This window comes from Micromonospora sp. RV43 (assembly GCF_001029515.1).
GTDB classification, from domain to species: Bacteria; Actinomycetota; Actinomycetes; order Mycobacteriales; family Micromonosporaceae; genus Micromonospora; species Micromonospora aurantiaca.
In genome coordinates this window covers 1-15,794 of the sequence record NZ_LEKG01000181.1, presented here as the reverse complement: position 1 = coordinate 15,794, position 15,794 = coordinate 1, and the positions used below count along the sequence as shown (strand labels likewise).

The window sequence follows — 15,794 nt, the reverse complement described above, 5'->3', positions numbered from 1 at the left end:
GTGCCCGAGTAGTACTCGAACAGCAGCCCGCAGGTGGCGAGGACAACCGCCACCAGGCCCAGTCCCAGCAGCCAGAACTGCCAGAACACCAGGCCGAGACCGGCGATCGCGGCGGCCAGCGCCAGCCCGAACGGCCAGTAGCTGCCAGGGCTGAAGAAGCCGACCTCACCGGCGCCGTCGGCGATCTCGCCGTCCGGCCGGTCCTCGGGGCGCAGGTCGATACGGCGGGAGACGAACCAGAAGAAGCCGCCGCACATCGCGCAGAGCAGGAAGGACAGCAGCAGCGCCACCGTGCCGATCCACTCGACGTGACCGCCGCTGTCGGCGTACGTCCAGGCGCCGTAGAGGATCGTCGCGCCGAGGAGGAACGTGGCGATGGTCAGGAAGATCTTCCACTCGGTCTTCATGCCGGACCCCTCAGCTTCCCGCGCCGGCCGTCGCGTCGGACGGGTTGAAGTTGTTCACGTCGCGCCGGGTGTCGAACGGCTTCGTCTCGGTGGCGTACTCTTCCTCACCGATCGCGCCGAGCGCCTCCTGGGTCGACTTGCCGGCCTTCTTGGCCGCCAGGAACTGGTCGTACTTCTCCGGCGAGACGACCCGCAGCTCGAAGTTCATGAAGGCGTGGTAGCTGCCGCACAGCTCGGCGCAGCGGCCGACGAACGCGCCCTCCTGGTCGATGCTGGAGACCTCGAACGTGTTGCGCACGTTGCCCGGCATGACGTCCCGCTTGAACAGCAGCTCCGGCACCCAGAACGAGTGGATGACGTCGCGGCTGGTCTCCTCGAAGCGGATCGAGCGGCCGCTGGGCAGCACCAGCACCGGGATGACCTCGCTGGTGCCGAGCACCGAGGCGACGGTGTTGGCCTCGGTGCCCTGGCCGTCGCGGTAGTTGAACTGCCAGTTCCACTTGAACGCGACGACCTCGACGGTGACGTCCGGGTTCTTCGACTGCTTGTTCACGTCGGTCTGCACGACCGCCGTGTAGTAGAAGAGCACGGAGACCACGAGGATCGGCGCGATGGTGTAGAGGAACTCCATCGGCAGGTTGTAGCGGGTCTGCACCGGCAGCTCGTTGCCGCGCTTGCGGTAGCGGACCACGCACCAGAAGATCAGGCCCCACACGAACACGCCGACGGCGAGCGCCGCGATGCAGGACGCGATCCACAGGTCGTACATGCGGTGCGACTCGGGCGTGATGCCGCCCTGCGGCCAGCCGAACCCGCCGAACGCCTTGCCGACGTCACAGCCGGTGAGCGAGACCAGCAGCGCCGCCGCGCCGAGACCGAGCCCGGCGATTCGACCAGCACCACGCCGCCGGCGTCCACCGGCCCCCGGGGAAGCGCTGTGCCGTACGGCCGAGCGCCGTACCTCCGAACTCCTTGCGACCACCTGGTCCTGCCTCCCTAGCGCGCCGCGGCGGTTGTTCTCCTTGACACCGACGGCAAAGGCGTCACCGACGGTCGCAGATTACTCGACCATGACCGGCCAGGCCGTCTTGGGGTCGCTGTCCACCCCCATCGGGGGGATCTTGGGCGTAACCGGGCGATAGCGTGGAGCCTCATGAGCGTCTCCCCGGTCTACCTGGACGCCGCCAGCGCGGCGCCGCTGCATCCGGTCGCGCGGCAGGCGATGCTGGCCGCACTGGACGACGGCTGGGCGGACCCGGCCCGGCTCTACTCGGCGGCCCGCCGGGCCCGCCAGCTCCTCGACGCCGCGCGCGAGGCCGCCGCGCAGACGCTCGGCGTCCGCGCCGACGAGCTGTCCTTCACCCCCAGCGGTACGGCGGCAGGGCACGCCGCCGTACTCGGAGGCCTGGCCGGGCGGCGGCGGGCCGGGGCGACGCTGGTGCACTCGGCGATCGAGCACTCGGCGGTGCTGCACGCCGCGGAGCGGCACACGGCAGGTGGCGGCGCGGCGGTGTCCGTACCCGTGGACCGGTCGGGCCGGGTGGACCTGGACGCCTGGGCGGCGGCGGTGGCCGCGCCCGGCGTGGCCCTCGCGGCGTTGATCGGGGCCAGTCACGAGGTGGGCACTGTGCAGCCGGTGCCCGCGGCGGCGGAGCTGTGCGCCGAGGCGGGCGTGCCGCTGTACGTGGACGCGGCGCAGCTGGCCGGCCGGGCGCCGCTGCCGTCGGGCTGGTCGGTGCTGACCGCCAGCGCGCACAAGTGGGGCGGACCGCCCGGTGTCGGACTGCTCGTGGTGCGCAAGGGCACCCGGTGGGAGTCGCCGTACCCGGCCGACGAGCGGGAGTCGGGGCGTACCCCCGGGGTGGTGAACCTGCCGGCGGTGGTCGCGGCGGCGGCGAGCCTGCGCGCGGCGGCGGCCGACGCGGCGGCGGAGGCGGCCCGGCTGGGTCCGCTTGTCGACCGGATCCGGGCGCGGGTGGCGGCCGAGGTGCCGGACGTGGAGGTGGTCGGCGACCCGGTGGACCGGTTGCCGCACCTGGTGACGTTCTCCTGCCTGTACGTCGACGGCGAGGCGTTGCTGCACGCGCTGGACCGGCGCGGGTTCGCGGTGTCCTCCGGCTCGTCGTGCACGTCGTCGACGTTGCGCCCGTCACACGTGCTGGAGGCGATGGGGGTGCTGTCGCACGGCAACGTGCGGGTGTCGCTGCACCGGGGGACCACCGAGGCGGACGTGGAGCGGTTCCTGGCCGAGCTGCCCGGGATCGTGGCGGACCTGCGGGCGGAGGCGGGGGTGACGGACCTGTGAGCGCGAGGAGCGAGCCGGACGAGGTGCTGGACTGCCGGGGGCAGCGCTGCCCGCTACCGGTGATCAATCTCGCCCGGCTGGTGCCCGGCCTGCCGGCCGGAGCGGTGGTACGGGTGCTCGCCGACGACCCGGCGGCGGCGGTGGACATCCCGGCGTGGTGCCGGATGCGCGGCCACGAGTTCCTCGCCGAGCGCCCGGGGCCCGCCTACGACGTCCGGGTGTAAGGAAGGGCCCCTTCTTAACGCCTCAGGTAGAGGAAGGTGCCCTTCTTAACACCGGACGACCAGCAGTCAGCGCAGGTACGCGAGGATGCCCGGCAGCGGGTCGGCGGCCACGGCGGTGTCGACCACCAGGCGCGGGCCGATCAGCGGCTCGTACTCGGCCCGGCGGCGCAGCGTCTGCTCCCAGGTGCCGTGTTCCTCGGGCGGGCGGGCCTCGACCCGGCGGCGGTGCTCCGCCTCGTCGCCGCAGTGCACCTCGATCACCCGCAGCGGCACGCCGGCCCGTTCGGCCACGTCGTGCCAGAGGCCCCGGGCGCTGGCGACCGGGTTCACCGCGTCGACCACCACGCTGAGCCCGAGGCCGAGCTGCACCTCGGCCAGCCCGGCGACCGCGCCGTAGGCGGCCATGCCCGGTACGTCGCCGGTGAGGCCGTAGCGGTGCAGGGCGCGCTCGACCGGGTCGACCGGCAGGACCGGGGCGCGCAGGGCGGCGCCGACCCGGGCGGCGAGCGTGGTCTTGCCCACGCCCGGCAGCCCGGCGAACGCGACGAGCACCGGACCGCCGCCGCCGGGGCGGACCTCCGGGTCCACCCCTCCGGCCGGGGCCGCCGGGCCGGTCACAGCAGGTGCGGCCGGACGTCCTCGGCGGCCGCGTCACCGTACGACTCGGCGAGTCGCTTCACGAACAGGTCGCGGCGGACCTCGTACTCCTGGCCGCCGAAGTTCTCCAGCACGAGCGTGGCCAGCAGGCAGCCGACCTGGGCCGCCCGCTCCAGGCCGACGCCCCAGTCGAGCGCGGCGAAGAAACCGGCCCGGAAGCCGTCGCCGACACCGGTCGGGTCGACCGCCTGCATCTCCCGCGCGATCGGCACCCGGATCGTGCCGATCTCCCGGCCGGCGATCTCCACACCCTGCTTGCCCAGCGTGGTGACCCGCACCTTGACCCGGTCCAGCAGCTGCTCGTCGGTAAGGCCGGCCTTGCTCTGGAGCAGCGACTTCTCGTACTCGTTGGTCATCAGGTAGTCGGCACCGTCGATCAGGCCGAGCACGTCCTCGCCGTCCATCCGGGCCAGCTGCTGCGACGGGTCGGCGACGAAGGAGTAGCCGCGGTCCCGGCACTCGCCGGAGTGCCTGATCATCGCGGCCGGGTCGTTGGCGCTGACCAGCACCAGGTCCAGACCGCCGAGGCGCTGCGCCACCGGGGCCAGCTCGATGTTGCGGGCCTCGCTCATCGCCCCGGCGTAGAAGGAGGCGATCTGGCACATGTCGGTGTCGGTGGTGCAGACGAAGCGTGCCGTGTGCGCGACCTCGCTGACGTGCACCGAGTCGCAGTCGACGCCGTGGCGCTCCAGCCAGGAGCGGTAGTCGGCGAAGTCGGCGCCGACCGCGCCGAGCAGCACCGGGCGCAGCCCGAGCTGGGCCATGCCGAAGGCGATGTTCGCCGCGGTGCCGCCGCGGCGGAGCACCAGCTCGTCGACGAGGAAGGACAGCGAGACCTTGTCGAGCTGGTCGGCGATGAGCTGGTCGGCGAATCGGCCGGGGAAGCTCATCAGGTGGTCGGTCGCGATCGAGCCGGTCACGGCGATCTTCACGTCAACCCTCGGGGTCGGGAGCACGGCGCGGTCAGCCTACCGGCCCCCGGGCCGCACGGACGGCGGTCGGTCACCAACCGGTCGATCAGCGCACATCCGGACGTCACGCGCAGGGGTACGACGAAACGGCGGGCCGCCCCACCCGGGACGGCCCGCCGTTGTCGGTCGGTCTGTCGACTCAGCTGAAGGAGTCGCCGCAGGCGCAGGAGTTGCCCGCGTTCGGGTTGTCGATGGTGAAGCCCTGGGCGTCGATCCGGTCGGCGAAGTCGATGGTGGCGCCGGCCAGGTAGGGGGCGCTCATCCGGTCGACGACGACCTCGACACCGTCGAAGTCGGTGACGACGTCACCGTCGAGCGAGCGCTCGTCGAAGAACAGCTGGTACCGCAGGCCGGAGCAGCCACCCGGCTGCACGGCGACCCGGAGCCGCAGGTCGTCGCGGCCCTCCTGCTCGATCAGGGCCTTGACCTTCTGCGCCGCGACGTCGGTGAGGACGACGGTGCTGGGGGCCTTGGCCTCGGTCGACTCGGTCTGCGCTGGCGTGGTCACGTGGAAGTCTCCCTGCGCGGTATGAGGTCCGGACGTCCTGGCCAACGCCGCACGTCCGCCAGTGATTCCCGGTGTGGTCCGTCTTTCGATCGTACGCCGCCTCCGGCGTCACCACCCCGCGGCGTGACCAGCGGAACCGGTCAGCGGCTCCATTGCCGCGCCAGGCGGGCGCCGAGCGCGCGCAGCCCCTCGGCCGGGCGGGCCATCGCCGCGTCCACTCCCCCGTGCTCCTCGCCGCCGAAGTGCTCCACGAGGCTGTGCGCCTCGGTGACACCGGCCGCTGCCGCCTCCCGCCGCCCGGTGCTCACCCGTCCCGCCAGCACCACGCAGGGCACGCCCCGGTCCCGGGCCGCCCCGGCCACACCGGCGACCACCTTGCCGCGCAGTGACTGGTGGTCGAACGAGCCCTCGCCGGTGATCACCAGGTCGGCGGCGTCGAGCGCGGCGTCCAGCCCCACCGCGCGGGTGACCAGGCCGATGCCGGATTCGCACCGGCCGCCGAGCGCCAGCACCGCCGCACCGAGGCCGCCTGCGGCGCCGCCACCGGGCAGCGCGCCCAGCCCGGACGGGCAGCCGGGCAGGCGCTCGGTCAGCACCTCCGCCCAGCGGGTCAGCGCGGCGTCCAGCAGCAGCACGTCGGCCCGGTCGGCGCCCTTCTGCGGGCCGAAGACGCTGCTCGCGCCGTGCAGCCCGAGCAGCGGGTTGTCCACGTCGGTGGCGGCGACGAGCGTCGCGCCGCGCAGCCGGGGCTCCCCGTCGAGCGCGGCCACCTCGGCGAGCGCCGCGCCGCCGTACGGCAGGGCCCGGCCGGCGCCGTCCAGCGGCGTGACGCCCAGCGGGACGAGCATCCCGGCGCCCCCGTCGTTGGTGGCCGAGCCGCCCAGCCCCACCACCACCGTCCGCGCGCCCGCCTCGACCGCGGCGGCGACGAGCAGCCCCAGCCCGTACGAGGTGGTGGCCTTCGGGTCGCGTTCGGCGGCGGTGAGCAGGTGCAGTCCGCACGCCTGCGCGCTCTCCAGGTACGCCGTGCCGTCGTCGGTGAGCAGGATCTCACCGGCGGCCGGGCGGCCCAGCGGGTCGACCGTGGGCACCGGCACCCGGCGTCCGCCGAGCGCCCCGGCGAGCACGTCGACGAACCCCGGCCCGCCGTCGGCGAGCGGCCGGGCCAGCAGGTCGTCGCCGGGCGCGACGTCACGCCAGCCGTCGGCCACCGCGGCGGCCACGTCGGGGGCCGACAGCGTGCCGGCGAACTTGTCCGGACAGAGCAGCACGCGCATGCGCAGCAGTGTGGCAGGCCACATCAGGGACGGCTGCGCGGTGGTCGCGCTGTGGGACCATGGGGGCGTGACTTCGACCTGGGTTGAGCCGTCCAACACCGCCACGGCGCTGCTGCTCCTCGGCCGCGGCAGCGACCCCGCCACCGAGCGTGGCGTGGAGTGTCCGGGTGATCTCCCCGCGCCGAGCGACCCCGACCTGGTGGCCCGTGCCGCCGCCGCGAAGGCCGCGCTCGGCACGAAGGTGTTCGTCCTGGGCCACCACTACCAGCGCGACGAGGTGATCCAGTTCGCCGACGTGACCGGCGACTCGTTCAAGCTGGCCCGGGAGGCGGCCGCCCGCCCGGACGCGGAGTACATCGTCTTCTGCGGCGTGCACTTCATGGCCGAGAGCGCGGACATCCTCACCTCGGACGCGCAGAAGGTGATCCTGCCCGACCTCGCCGCCGGTTGCTCGATGGCCGACATGGCGGTGCTGTCGCAGGTCGAGGCCGCGTGGGACACGCTCACCGATCTGGGCATCGCGGCGGAGACCGTGCCGGTGACGTACATGAACTCCTCGGCGGACATCAAGGGCTTCGTCGGCCGCAACGGCGGCGTGGTCTGCACCTCGTCGAACGCCAAGCGGGCCCTGGACTGGGCCTTCGAGCAGGGCCGCAAGGTACTGTTCCTGCCCGACCAGCACCTCGGCCGCAACACCGCGGTGCTGGAGATGGGCTTCTCGCTCGACGACTGCGTGCTCTACGACCCGCACAAGCCGAACGGCGGGCTGACCCCGGAGCAGCTGCGCGACGCGAAGATGATCCTGTGGCGGGGTCACTGCTCGGTGCACGGCCGTTTCACGCTCGACAGCGTCAACGACGTACGCGAGCGGGTGCCGGGCGTGAACGTGCTGGTGCACCCGGAGTGCCGCCACGAGGTGGTGAACGCCGCCGACCTGGTCGGCTCGACCGAGTTCATCATCAGGACCATCGAGGCGGCCCCGGCCGGCTCGGCGTGGGCGGTGGGCACCGAACTGAACCTGGTGCGCCGGCTCGCGCTGGCCCACCCGGACAAGCAGATCATGTTCCTCGACCGGGCGGTCTGCTACTGCTCGACGATGAACCGGATCGACCTGCCGCACCTGGTCTGGGCGCTGGAGGAACTGGTCGCCGGGCGCGTGGTCAACCAGATCACCGTCGACCCGGAGACCGCCCGACACGCCCGGTCGGCGCTGGACCAGATGCTCGCCCTTCCGGGAGCCTGATCACCGTCGGTGACCTCGCTGGCACGGAAACGCACCGGACACCCCGGTTCGTGCCCTCGCTGGCGATGTGACCGATTCCATTCCCGTCACGGAGGGCTATGCTGCCGGGGCGACGACACACGCGGCCCGTTTTCCCATGACCGCGTTCCGGGTAGCGATGAACTTCGTGCACCCATCACTAGACACGGCAGCACCCAACGCGCTGGAGGTTGCGTTGACCGACGACGTCCTGGTCGTACACGGAGGCACTCCGCTTGAAGGGCGGATCCGCGTGCGCGGCGCGAAGAACCTGGTGTCCAAGGCGATGGTGGCCGCCCTGCTGGGCGACACACCGAGCCGGCTGTTCGACGTGCCGCGTATCCGTGACGTCGAGGTGGTCCGCGGTCTGCTCGGCCTGCACGGCGTGAAGGTCAGCGACGGCGTGGAGGAGGGCGAACTCGTCTTCGACCCCACGAACGTCGAGAGCGCCAGCACCGACCAGATCAACGTGCACGCCGGGTCCAGCCGGATCCCGATCCTGTTCTGCGGCCCGCTGCTGCACCGGCTCGGCCACGCCTTCATCCCCGACCTGGGCGGCTGCCACATCGGCCCGCGCCCGATCGACTTCCACCTCCAGGCGCTGCGCGAGTTCGGCGCCACGGTCGAGAAGACGCCGGAGGGCCTGCACCTGTCCGCCCCGAACGGGCTGCACGGCACGAAGTTCGCGCTGCCGTACCCGAGCGTGGGCGCCACCGAGCAGGTGCTGCTCACCGCGGTGATGGCCGAGGGCGTCACCGAGCTGCGCAACGCGGCGGTCGAGCCGGAGATCATCGACCTCATCTGCGTGCTCCAGAAGATGGGCGCGATCATCAAGGTGCACACCGACCGGGTGATCGAGATCCAGGGCGTCAAGAAGCTGCACGGCTACACCCACCGGCCGATCCCGGACCGGATCGAGGCGGCCAGCTGGGCGGCGGCGGCGCTGGCGACCCGCGGTCACGTCGAGGTGCTGGGCGCCCAGCAGGCCGACATGATGACCTTCCTGAACATCTTCCGGTCGGTCGGCGGCGAGTACGAGGTCACCGACCTGCGTCCGCCGCGCGGCGGCAGCCCGGGCCAGGAGGGCGGCATCCGGTTCTGGCACCCGGGCGGTGAGCTGAACGCGGTGGCGCTGGAGACCGACGTGCACCCCGGTTTCATGACCGACTGGCAGCAGCCGCTGGTGGTCGCGCTCACCCAGGCCCGGGGCCTGTCGATCGTCCACGAGACGGTCTACGAGCAGCGGCTCGGCTACACCGAGGCGCTGAACACGATGGGCGCCAACATCCAGGTCTACCGGGACTGCCTCGGCGGCACCCCGTGCCGCTTCGGCCGGCGCAACTTCAAGCACTCCGCGGTGATCGCCGGGCCGAGCAAGCTGCACGCGGCCGACCTGGTCATCCCGGACCTGCGGGCCGGGTTCAGCCACCTGATCGCGGCGCTGGCCGCCGAGGGCACCTCCCGGGTGTACGGCGTGGACCTGATCAACCGCGGCTACGAGGACTTCGAGGCCAAGCTGGCCGACCTCGGCGCCCACGTCGAGCGTCCCTGACCGTCCCGTTCCGCGTCGCGACAGCGCCCCTGTCGCGGCGCCGCGACCGGAAGCGGCCGCGCCCGGTGCACCCGTGATGTGCACCGGACGCGGCCGGTTGGCTACCCTTGCCGCGTGCCGTCGCTGTTTCGCCGCAAGCCCGCCGACCTCGTCGAGGATTCCGTCACCACTGTGACGACCGACGAGGAGTCCGCCGCCCGACCTCGGGGCTACACGCCCAGCAAGAAGGAACTCGGGCAGGTCACGCCGAAGCGTCCGGTCGCCGGTCGCCGGCCGACCGCGCCGGCGAAGCCGCTGACCAAGGAGGAGGCCCGCGCGCAGCGCCGCGCCGCCCGCGCCGAGGCCGCCGCCGAGTTCCGCCGCGAGGGCGGCCCGCGTGACCGGGGCCCCGAGCGGCTGCTGGCCCGCAACGTGGTCGACTCCCGCCGTACGATCGGCACCTGGTTCTTCGGCGGCGCGCTGATCGTGCTGTTCGGCTCCAACCAGGCCATGCCGCCGATCGTGCGGCTGCTGTCGAACGTGCTCTGGGGCGCGCTGGCGCTCGGCGTGCTGATCGACTCGGTGCTGATCTCCCGGAAGATCAAGCGGCTGGTCCGCGAGCGCTTCCCCAAGAGCACCGAGAAGCTCGGCTCGCTCTACTTCTACGCGATCATGCGGTCGATCACGTTCCGCCGGATGCGCGCTCCCGCACCCCGGGTGAACATCGGCGACAAGGTCTGACCGGACCGGCCCCGAATCGGCCCCTCCCCGCCCCGGCGGTGAGGGGCCGTTCTCGTGCGAGGACCGGCCTCAGTCCACCCCGAGCAGGCGCAGCACCGCGGTGGTGGCCGCCGCCGCGACCACGACCAGCACGAACGGCGCCCGGCGCCAGGCGAGCAGCAGACCGACGAGCACACCGGCGGGCCGGGCGTAGCCGGCGAAGCCGCCGGCCTCGGTGAGCGCCGCGGTGGCGGCGAGCGCGGCCAGCAACGTGGCGGCGCCGATCGGCAGCAGGTGACGGGACCACTCCGGCAGGTCCAGCCGGTCCCGCAGCAGCACCCCGGCGACCCGGAACCCGTAGGTGCCGGCGGCCAGCGCGAGGATCACGGCGATCAGCACGAGACCTCCCCGGCCCGCACGCTCCGGCCGTCAGCCGCTTCGTCAGCGGTCCCGTCCGGCGCGGCATCCGGATCGGGCGACGCAGCCGTCACATCGGACGGCGCGGCGGGTAGCCGGCGTCGGGCCAGCAGCGGCAGGGCCAGCGCGGCGAGCGCGAGCAGCACCGGCAGCCCGGCCGGCAGCAGCGGGGTCGCCAGCACGGCGAGGCCGGCGCCGAGGAGCGCCACCCGGCGGGTCTCCCGGTCGCGCAGGCTGGGCAGCAGCAGTGCTGCCAGCCCGGCGGGGAACGCGGCGTCGAGTCCCAGCGTCGCCGGGTCGCCGGCCGCGCCGCCGGCGAGCACGCCGAGCGCGGTGCCGGCGTTCCAGGCCAGGAACAGCAGCACCCCGGCGAGCCAGAACGCCCGGCGCCGCTCCGGCCCGGCCGGGCGGGCCAGCGCGAACGCTGTGGCCTCGTCGGTCATCAGGTGGCTGCCGAGCAGCCGTTGCGCGCGCCGCGGACCGAGCGCACCACCGAGGGCCAGGCCGAACGGCAGGTGCCGGGCGTTGAGCAGCAGACCGGCGAGGACCGCCGCGAGCGGGCTGCCGGCCGCGACGAGCCCGACGGCCATGAACTGGGCGCCACCGGCGTAGACGACCGCCGACATGGCGAGCGTGGCCCAGACGGGCAGGCCGGCGGCCACCGCCACGGCGCCGAACGACGCGCCCACGGCGAGCATCGCCGCGCCGATGGCGGCGACGTCGCGGAGCACCCGGGCGTCGCCCGTTCGGTATGCCGTACGCATGTCCATTATCCTGAACGGAAGTACGCTGGTTCGTCAAACCGAACAAAACGACCGATGGAGCGAACATATGGCGATCGACCCCGCTCCCCCGCTCGCCACCATCGCCGCCGCGCTGCGCCGCGAGCGCGAACGCGCGGGCCTGTCGCTGACCGAGCTGGCCCGCCGCGCCGGGATCGCCAAGTCCACCCTGTCCCAGCTGGAGTCCGGGTCCGGCAACCCCAGCGTGGAGACGCTCTGGGCGCTCGGCGTGGCGCTGGACGTACCGTTCAGCCGCCTGGTCGAACCACCCACCGCCGCCGTCCGCGTGGTCCGGGCCGGGCAGGGGCCCCGGATCCGGTCCGAGCACGCCGACTTCTCGGCCACCCTGCTCGCGGCCGGGGCGCCACACGCCCGGCGCGACGTCTACGTGATGGAGCTGGAACCCGGCGCGGTACGGCTCGCCGAGGCGCACACCCCGCGCAGCGTCGAGCACGTCGTGGTAGCCGCCGGGCGGATGCGGGTCGGCCCCGAGACCGACCTGGTCGAGCTGGAGCCGGGCGACTACGCCACCTTCCCCGGTGACACCCCGCACCGGTACGAGGCGCTGGCCCCCGGCACCTTCGCCGTCCTCGTCATGGAGCACCCGTGACCGCTGACGCCGCAGCCGGCGCGCGGTAGAGCCGGGTCACCACCTCCTCGATGTCCGGCTCCACGATCGAGATGTCCCGCAGCGTGGTCAGGCCGGCCAGCCCGGCCACCACCTCGGCGACGCTCGCCCGTTCCAGCGCGAAGACCAGCCGCCGCCCGTCCGCCTCCACCCGCTGCACCGGCGCGCCGGGCAGCACCGGCGGCTCGGGCAGCGCCGCGTCCAGCTCGGCGACCACCATGCGGCGCGAGCCGTACCGGCGGTGCAGCTCCGCGATCGACCCGTCGTGCACCACCCGCCCGTGGTCGATCACCACGAGCCGCCGGCACAGCCGCTCGATGTCGGCCAGGTCGTGCGTGGTCAGCACGAGCGTGGTGTCCCCGGCCCGGCCCAGCTCGGCCAGGAAGCCGCGCACCGCCTGCTTGCTCACCACGTCCAGGCCGATCGTCGGCTCGTCCAGGAACAGCACCTCCGGGCCGTGCAGCAGCGCCGCGGTCAGCTCGCCGCGCATCCGCTGACCCAGCGAGAGCTGCCGGACCGGCGTGTCCAGGAACCCGTCCAGGTCGAGCAGCTCCCGGCAGCGGGCCAGCCGGACCGCGTGCTCGCCGGCCGGCACCCGGTAGACGTGCCGCAACAGGTCGAACGAGTCCCGCAACGGCAGGTCCCACCAGAGCTGCGAGCGCTGCCCGAACACCACCCCGATGCGCAGCGCCAGCCGGGTCCGGTCGGCCACCGGACGCAGCCCGCACACCCGGGCCCGCCCCGCCGACGGCGTCAGCACGCCGGTGAGCATCTTCAGCGTGGTCGACTTCCCGGCGCCGTTCGGGCCGATGTAGCCGAGCATCTCGCCGCGCTCCACCCGCAGGTCGACCCCGTCGACGGCGGTCACCGTCCGCTTCTCACGCCGCAGCGGCCCGGCCTTCACCCGTACCGTGAACTCCTTGCGCAGCCCGTCCATCTCGATGACGCTCATGACCCCGTACTCCGGTAGTGACGGACCCCGACGCGCCAGGCCAGGGCGGCCAGCGCCGCGGCGACCACCGCGACGCCCGGCGCGGCCCACCCCGTCCAGGGCGGCAGGCCGAGCGGGTCGGCGCGGCCCAGCAGCGCCAGCGCCGGGTGGTAACTGACGAAGGCGAACCCCATCCCGTACGCGAACAGCGCGCGGAACCAGCCGCCGTACACGGTGATCGGGTACGAGGTGAAGTCGCGCCCGCCGTAGGTGACCGCGTTCGCCAGCTCGCCCGAGTCGACCCAGTAGAACGACACGGTCGCGGTCAGCACGAAGACCGAGCCGAAGAAGACCACGGCGGCCAGCGGGGCGACCACCGCCAGCGCGACCCGCCCCGGCGTCCAGTCGATGCCGGCCGAGACGAGCGCGAACAGCAGCACGGCGAGCCCGAACACGGCCCGGGACAGCTTGCGCAGCGGCAGGTCCATCAGCAGCAGCTGCGGCAGCGCACCGAGCGGGCGTACCAGCACAGCGTCGAAGAGGCCGGTGCGCACGTACCGGGGAAGCCGTTCGATGTTGCCGACCAGCAGGTCGGCGGTGGCGAAGCCGCACGACGACAGGCCGACCACGACGAGCGTCTCGCGCAGCGTGAAGCCGCCCAGCTCCCGCGTCACGCCGAAGATCACCAAGACGGTGACCACGTCGAACACGGTGGCGCCCACGTTGCCGACCAGGTCCACCACGAACGACGTGCGGTACGCCGCCTGCGAGCGCGCCTGCGCACCGAGCAGCGCCCGGTACGCCCGTAGTTCACCCACCTCAGCCACCCTGGGGGCGCTCGCGCGCTCAGCCACCCTGGACCACCAGGCGGCGCTCGGCGCGACGCTGCACCAGCCGGCACAGCGCCAGCAGCAGCACCGCCCAGCCGGCCTGCACCGCGACCAGGGTGAGACCGGTGGCCATCGGCTCCCGCTCGACGAGCACGTCCAGCGGCACCTGGAGGATGCTGGGGAACGGGGTGGCGTACCGCAGGACGGTCTCCAGCGGGCCGGGCAGGAAACCGAGCGGGAAGTAGAGCCCGGCCAGCACGCCGGAGCCGAGCGTCCACAGGATCATCGGGCCCCGCACGTCCTGCAACCAGTACGCGGTGGCGTTGACCAGGTAGCGGCAGCCGAAGCAGACCACCACCGCGAGCAGCGCGGAGAGCAGGAACAGCGGCACCGTGTGGCCCAGTGCCGGGGCACGTACACCGCGAAGAAGAACGGCCCGACCACCAGCGGCGGCACCAGCCGGGCCAGCGACGCGAACCCGGCCCGGCCCAGGTCGGTGGCGAGGTAGCTGGTCACCGGATGCACCGGCCGCAGCAGGTCGGCGGCCACCTCGCCGGTACGGATCCGGTCGGCCAGATCGGTCCAGCCCCAGATGGCGATGACCGCCAGCAGCCCCTGGCCGGCCCAGACGAACGTGGCGAGCTGCGCCCTGTCGTAGCCGGCCACGGTGCCCGCCGCACCCGTCGCCGCGAGGAAGATGTAGCAGCGCAGGAAGCCGAACACGGTGTTGGTGCACAACCCCGCCACGGCGGCCTGCCGGTAGGTCGCGTGCCGCCGGAACCCGGCCGCCGCGATCGCGCCGAATGTCCGAAACCATGGGGTAACGTGTGCGCCGGTGGGTGGTGCCACAGTGGCGGTGACCGAGCCCACGCCGTTACCCTCCTTCCGCAGCCACGACGTGCTGGACCGGGCGACTGTACCGGCACGTCCGGCGCCCCAGCGCGAGAATTTCCAATGAGGTGACACCGCCGTGAGCGAGCGACGCGAGCCGGCCCCGGGGCCGTCCCGCGCGAGCGGCCGGAGGGGTTGCCGATGAGTGGCTGGGGCAGCTGGCGCGAGCCGGCCGAACCGGCCTGGGCCGCCGAGCCAACCCACGAGTGGCAGCCGCAGTTCCCCGGGCAGCGCTACCCGGGTGACATCGGCATCGAGAACCTGACGCCGCGTCCGCGCCCCGTTGTCGGCCGCGCCGAGGTACGGCCGGTCAGCCCCGCGCCGGACGAGGACACGTACCCGGTGAGCCCCGCCGGTTCCCGGCCCCCCGGGCACGAGGGCGGACGCCCGGCGGGTCCGGCCGGTCCACGCGACGCCTACCCGGTCAGCCCGGCCGGCGGTCATCCGGTCAGCCCGGCCGGCCCGCGCGGCGGTGAGCCCGTCAGTCCGGCCGGCCCGCACGGCACATACCCGACCAGTCCGGCCGGTCCGCACGGCACATACCCGACCAGTCCGGCCGGCCCGCACGGCACATACCCGGTCAGCCCGGCCGGTCCGCACGGCACATACCCGGTCAGTCCCGCGGCCCCGCCCGGGGTGCACCCGACCAGCCCTGCCGGGCCACGCGGCGCGCATCCGGACGGAACGGCAGACCCACGCGGCGGGCGTCCGGACGGACCGTCAGGGCCACGCGGCGGGCACTCGAACACGCCAGCGCCACGCGGTGTGCATCCGGGCGGATCGGCAGGGCCGCGCGGCGGGCACTCAGACGGGCCGGCAGGACCACGCGGCACGTACCTGGACGGGCCGGCAGGACCACGCGGCACGTACCTGGACGGGCCGGCCGCCTCGCGCGGGGCGTACCCGATCGGTTCCGCCAGTTCCGGCGGACAGCGCCCCGCGGGGCCGGACGAGCGGCGCGGGCATCCCGACGGCCCCGGCGCGGACGGCCGTCGGCCCCACCGCCCCGGTCCGCCTCCGGAGCGGCTCGACCAACGCTGGGTACGCCCCGACGGCCCGCCGCGCCAGGCCGTCCAACCGGGCTGGATGCCGGAGCCGAACGAGACCCCGCACCCCGCTCCGCGCAGGCACGCCCCGGCCGACGGTCGTCCGGCGGCTTCCGGTGAACGATGGGGCACGCCACCCGACGCCCGCCAGGACCACTCCCCCGGCGGACGCCGCGAACCCCTGTCCGATGGTCGTCGCGGCCCCTTCGTGGAGCCGTCACCGGACGATCCGGCCCGTGGTCGGCGCGGTCCCGGCGTCGACGGGCGTGACCAGGCCGTGCCGCCGCCCGCGAGTACGAGCAACTGGCCCACACCGAGGACCTGTTCGTCACCGAGCGGCCCTGGAAGGTCTCGGTCGATCTGCCGGCGCTGACCGCGCGCCGCAACGACCTGCTCGCCGTCGAGGAG

18 protein-coding genes are annotated in these 15,794 nt (G+C 73.7%); 6 read left to right on the top strand and 12 right to left on the bottom strand.

Features of this window, described 5'->3' with window-relative positions; translation table 11 throughout:
• Both ABD52_RS31045 and coxB read right to left on the bottom strand, forming a co-directional pair.
• Positions 1–407, bottom strand: a 407-nt coding sequence (locus tag ABD52_RS31045) for a cytochrome c oxidase subunit 4 (protein WP_047894091.1), incomplete at its 3' end; no start/stop codon positions are given.
• Positions 408–417: 10 nt separating this feature from the next.
• On the bottom strand, positions 418–1,389 hold the full coding sequence (gene coxB / locus ABD52_RS31040; protein ID WP_013287700.1) for a cytochrome c oxidase subunit II: 972 nt from the start codon (positions 1,387–1,389) through the stop codon (positions 418–420).
• A 171-nt stretch (positions 1,390–1,560) separates the two neighbouring features.
• Between coxB and ABD52_RS31035 the strand changes: the two genes are divergently transcribed.
• Together ABD52_RS31035 and ABD52_RS31030 are read left to right on the top strand one after the other, a co-directional pair.
• Entirely contained in the window at positions 1,561–2,712 is a 1,152-nt protein-coding gene (locus ABD52_RS31035; protein ID WP_047894090.1) for a cysteine desulfurase family protein, read from the top strand.
• A complete protein-coding gene (locus ABD52_RS31030) occupies positions 2,709–2,936 on the top strand; it encodes a sulfurtransferase TusA family protein (RefSeq protein WP_030273026.1) in 228 nt (75 codons plus the stop codon). Before ABD52_RS31035 ends, ABD52_RS31030 begins: the two co-directional genes overlap by 4 nt.
• A 66-nt stretch (positions 2,937–3,002) precedes the next feature.
• On the opposite strand, the gene ABD52_RS31025 is transcribed toward ABD52_RS31030, so the two are convergent.
• From ABD52_RS31025 to ABD52_RS31010, 4 genes are all read right to left on the bottom strand, one after another.
• Complete coding sequence (locus ABD52_RS31025; RefSeq protein ID WP_013287703.1) at positions 3,003–3,554, bottom strand: ATP-binding protein; 552 nt, start codon at positions 3,552–3,554, stop codon at positions 3,003–3,005.
• Positions 3,551–4,525 (bottom strand): carbohydrate kinase family protein, encoded by a 975-nt coding sequence (locus ABD52_RS31020; RefSeq protein WP_013287704.1) that lies wholly within the window; start codon positions 4,523–4,525, stop codon positions 3,551–3,553. Before ABD52_RS31020 ends, ABD52_RS31025 begins: the two co-directional genes overlap by 4 nt.
• 178 nt (positions 4,526–4,703) lie before the next feature.
• On the bottom strand, positions 4,704–5,072 hold the full coding sequence (gene erpA / locus ABD52_RS31015; RefSeq protein WP_013287705.1) for an iron-sulfur cluster insertion protein ErpA: 369 nt from the start codon (positions 5,070–5,072) through the stop codon (positions 4,704–4,706).
• Between the two features lie 140 nt (positions 5,073–5,212).
• A complete protein-coding gene (locus ABD52_RS31010) occupies positions 5,213–6,373 on the bottom strand; it encodes a glycerate kinase (protein ID WP_186466362.1) in 1,161 nt (386 codons plus the stop codon).
• Between the two features lie 43 nt (positions 6,374–6,416).
• Here ABD52_RS31010 and nadA point away from each other — a divergent pair, with 43 nt between their 5' ends.
• The 3 genes from nadA to ABD52_RS30995 all read left to right on the top strand — a co-directional run bounded on the left by nadA (position 6,417) and on the right by ABD52_RS30995 (position 9,882).
• Positions 6,417–7,592, top strand: coding sequence for a quinolinate synthase NadA (gene nadA, locus ABD52_RS31005; RefSeq protein ID WP_030273033.1), 1,176 nt, complete (start codon positions 6,417–6,419; stop codon positions 7,590–7,592).
• Between the two features lie 214 nt (positions 7,593–7,806).
• Positions 7,807–9,162, top strand: a complete 1,356-nt coding sequence (gene murA / locus ABD52_RS31000; RefSeq protein ID WP_030273035.1) for a UDP-N-acetylglucosamine 1-carboxyvinyltransferase — start codon at positions 7,807–7,809, stop codon at positions 9,160–9,162.
• A gap of 114 nt (positions 9,163–9,276) precedes the next feature.
• Positions 9,277–9,882 (top strand): DUF3043 domain-containing protein, encoded by a 606-nt coding sequence (locus ABD52_RS30995; RefSeq protein WP_047894088.1) that lies wholly within the window; start codon positions 9,277–9,279, stop codon positions 9,880–9,882.
• Between the two features lie 69 nt (positions 9,883–9,951).
• Here ABD52_RS30995 and ABD52_RS30990 read toward each other — a convergent pair whose 3' ends face one another.
• A complete protein-coding gene (locus ABD52_RS30990; protein ID WP_013475721.1) occupies positions 9,952–10,260 on the bottom strand; it encodes an AzlD domain-containing protein in 309 nt (102 codons plus the stop codon).
• Positions 10,254–11,042: an AzlC family ABC transporter permease gene (locus ABD52_RS30985; RefSeq protein ID WP_013287711.1), complete on the bottom strand. Its 789-nt coding sequence runs from the start codon at positions 11,040–11,042 to the stop codon at positions 10,254–10,256. The genes ABD52_RS30990 and ABD52_RS30985 overlap by 7 nt, the downstream gene beginning before the upstream one ends.
• A gap of 67 nt (positions 11,043–11,109) precedes the next feature.
• Between ABD52_RS30985 and ABD52_RS30980 the strand changes: the two genes are divergently transcribed.
• Complete coding sequence (locus ABD52_RS30980) at positions 11,110–11,670, top strand: helix-turn-helix domain-containing protein (RefSeq protein WP_013287712.1); 561 nt, start codon at positions 11,110–11,112, stop codon at positions 11,668–11,670.
• On the opposite strand, the gene ABD52_RS30975 is transcribed toward ABD52_RS30980, so the two are convergent.
• The 4 genes from ABD52_RS30975 to ABD52_RS30965 are packed head-to-tail and all read right to left on the bottom strand — an operon-like array spanning position 11,654 to position 14,319.
• Positions 11,654–12,640, bottom strand: coding sequence for an ATP-binding cassette domain-containing protein (locus ABD52_RS30975; protein ID WP_047894087.1), 987 nt, complete (start codon positions 12,638–12,640; stop codon positions 11,654–11,656). The two genes, ABD52_RS30980 and ABD52_RS30975, sit on opposite strands and share 17 nt — an antisense overlap.
• Positions 12,637–13,437, bottom strand: coding sequence for an ABC transporter permease (locus tag ABD52_RS30970; protein WP_041784219.1), 801 nt, complete (start codon positions 13,435–13,437; stop codon positions 12,637–12,639). Before ABD52_RS30970 ends, ABD52_RS30975 begins: the two co-directional genes overlap by 4 nt.
• A 28-nt stretch (positions 13,438–13,465) precedes the next feature.
• The gene (locus tag ABD52_RS41130) at positions 13,466–13,804 is read right to left on the bottom strand and encodes an ABC-2 family transporter protein (protein WP_235437611.1); all 339 of its coding nucleotides are present in this window, start codon (positions 13,802–13,804) and stop codon (positions 13,466–13,468) included.
• Positions 13,732–14,319, bottom strand: coding sequence for a hypothetical protein (locus tag ABD52_RS30965; RefSeq protein WP_235437610.1), 588 nt, complete (start codon positions 14,317–14,319; stop codon positions 13,732–13,734). Before ABD52_RS30965 ends, ABD52_RS41130 begins: the two co-directional genes overlap by 73 nt.
• Positions 14,320–15,794 lie beyond the last annotated feature (1,475 nt).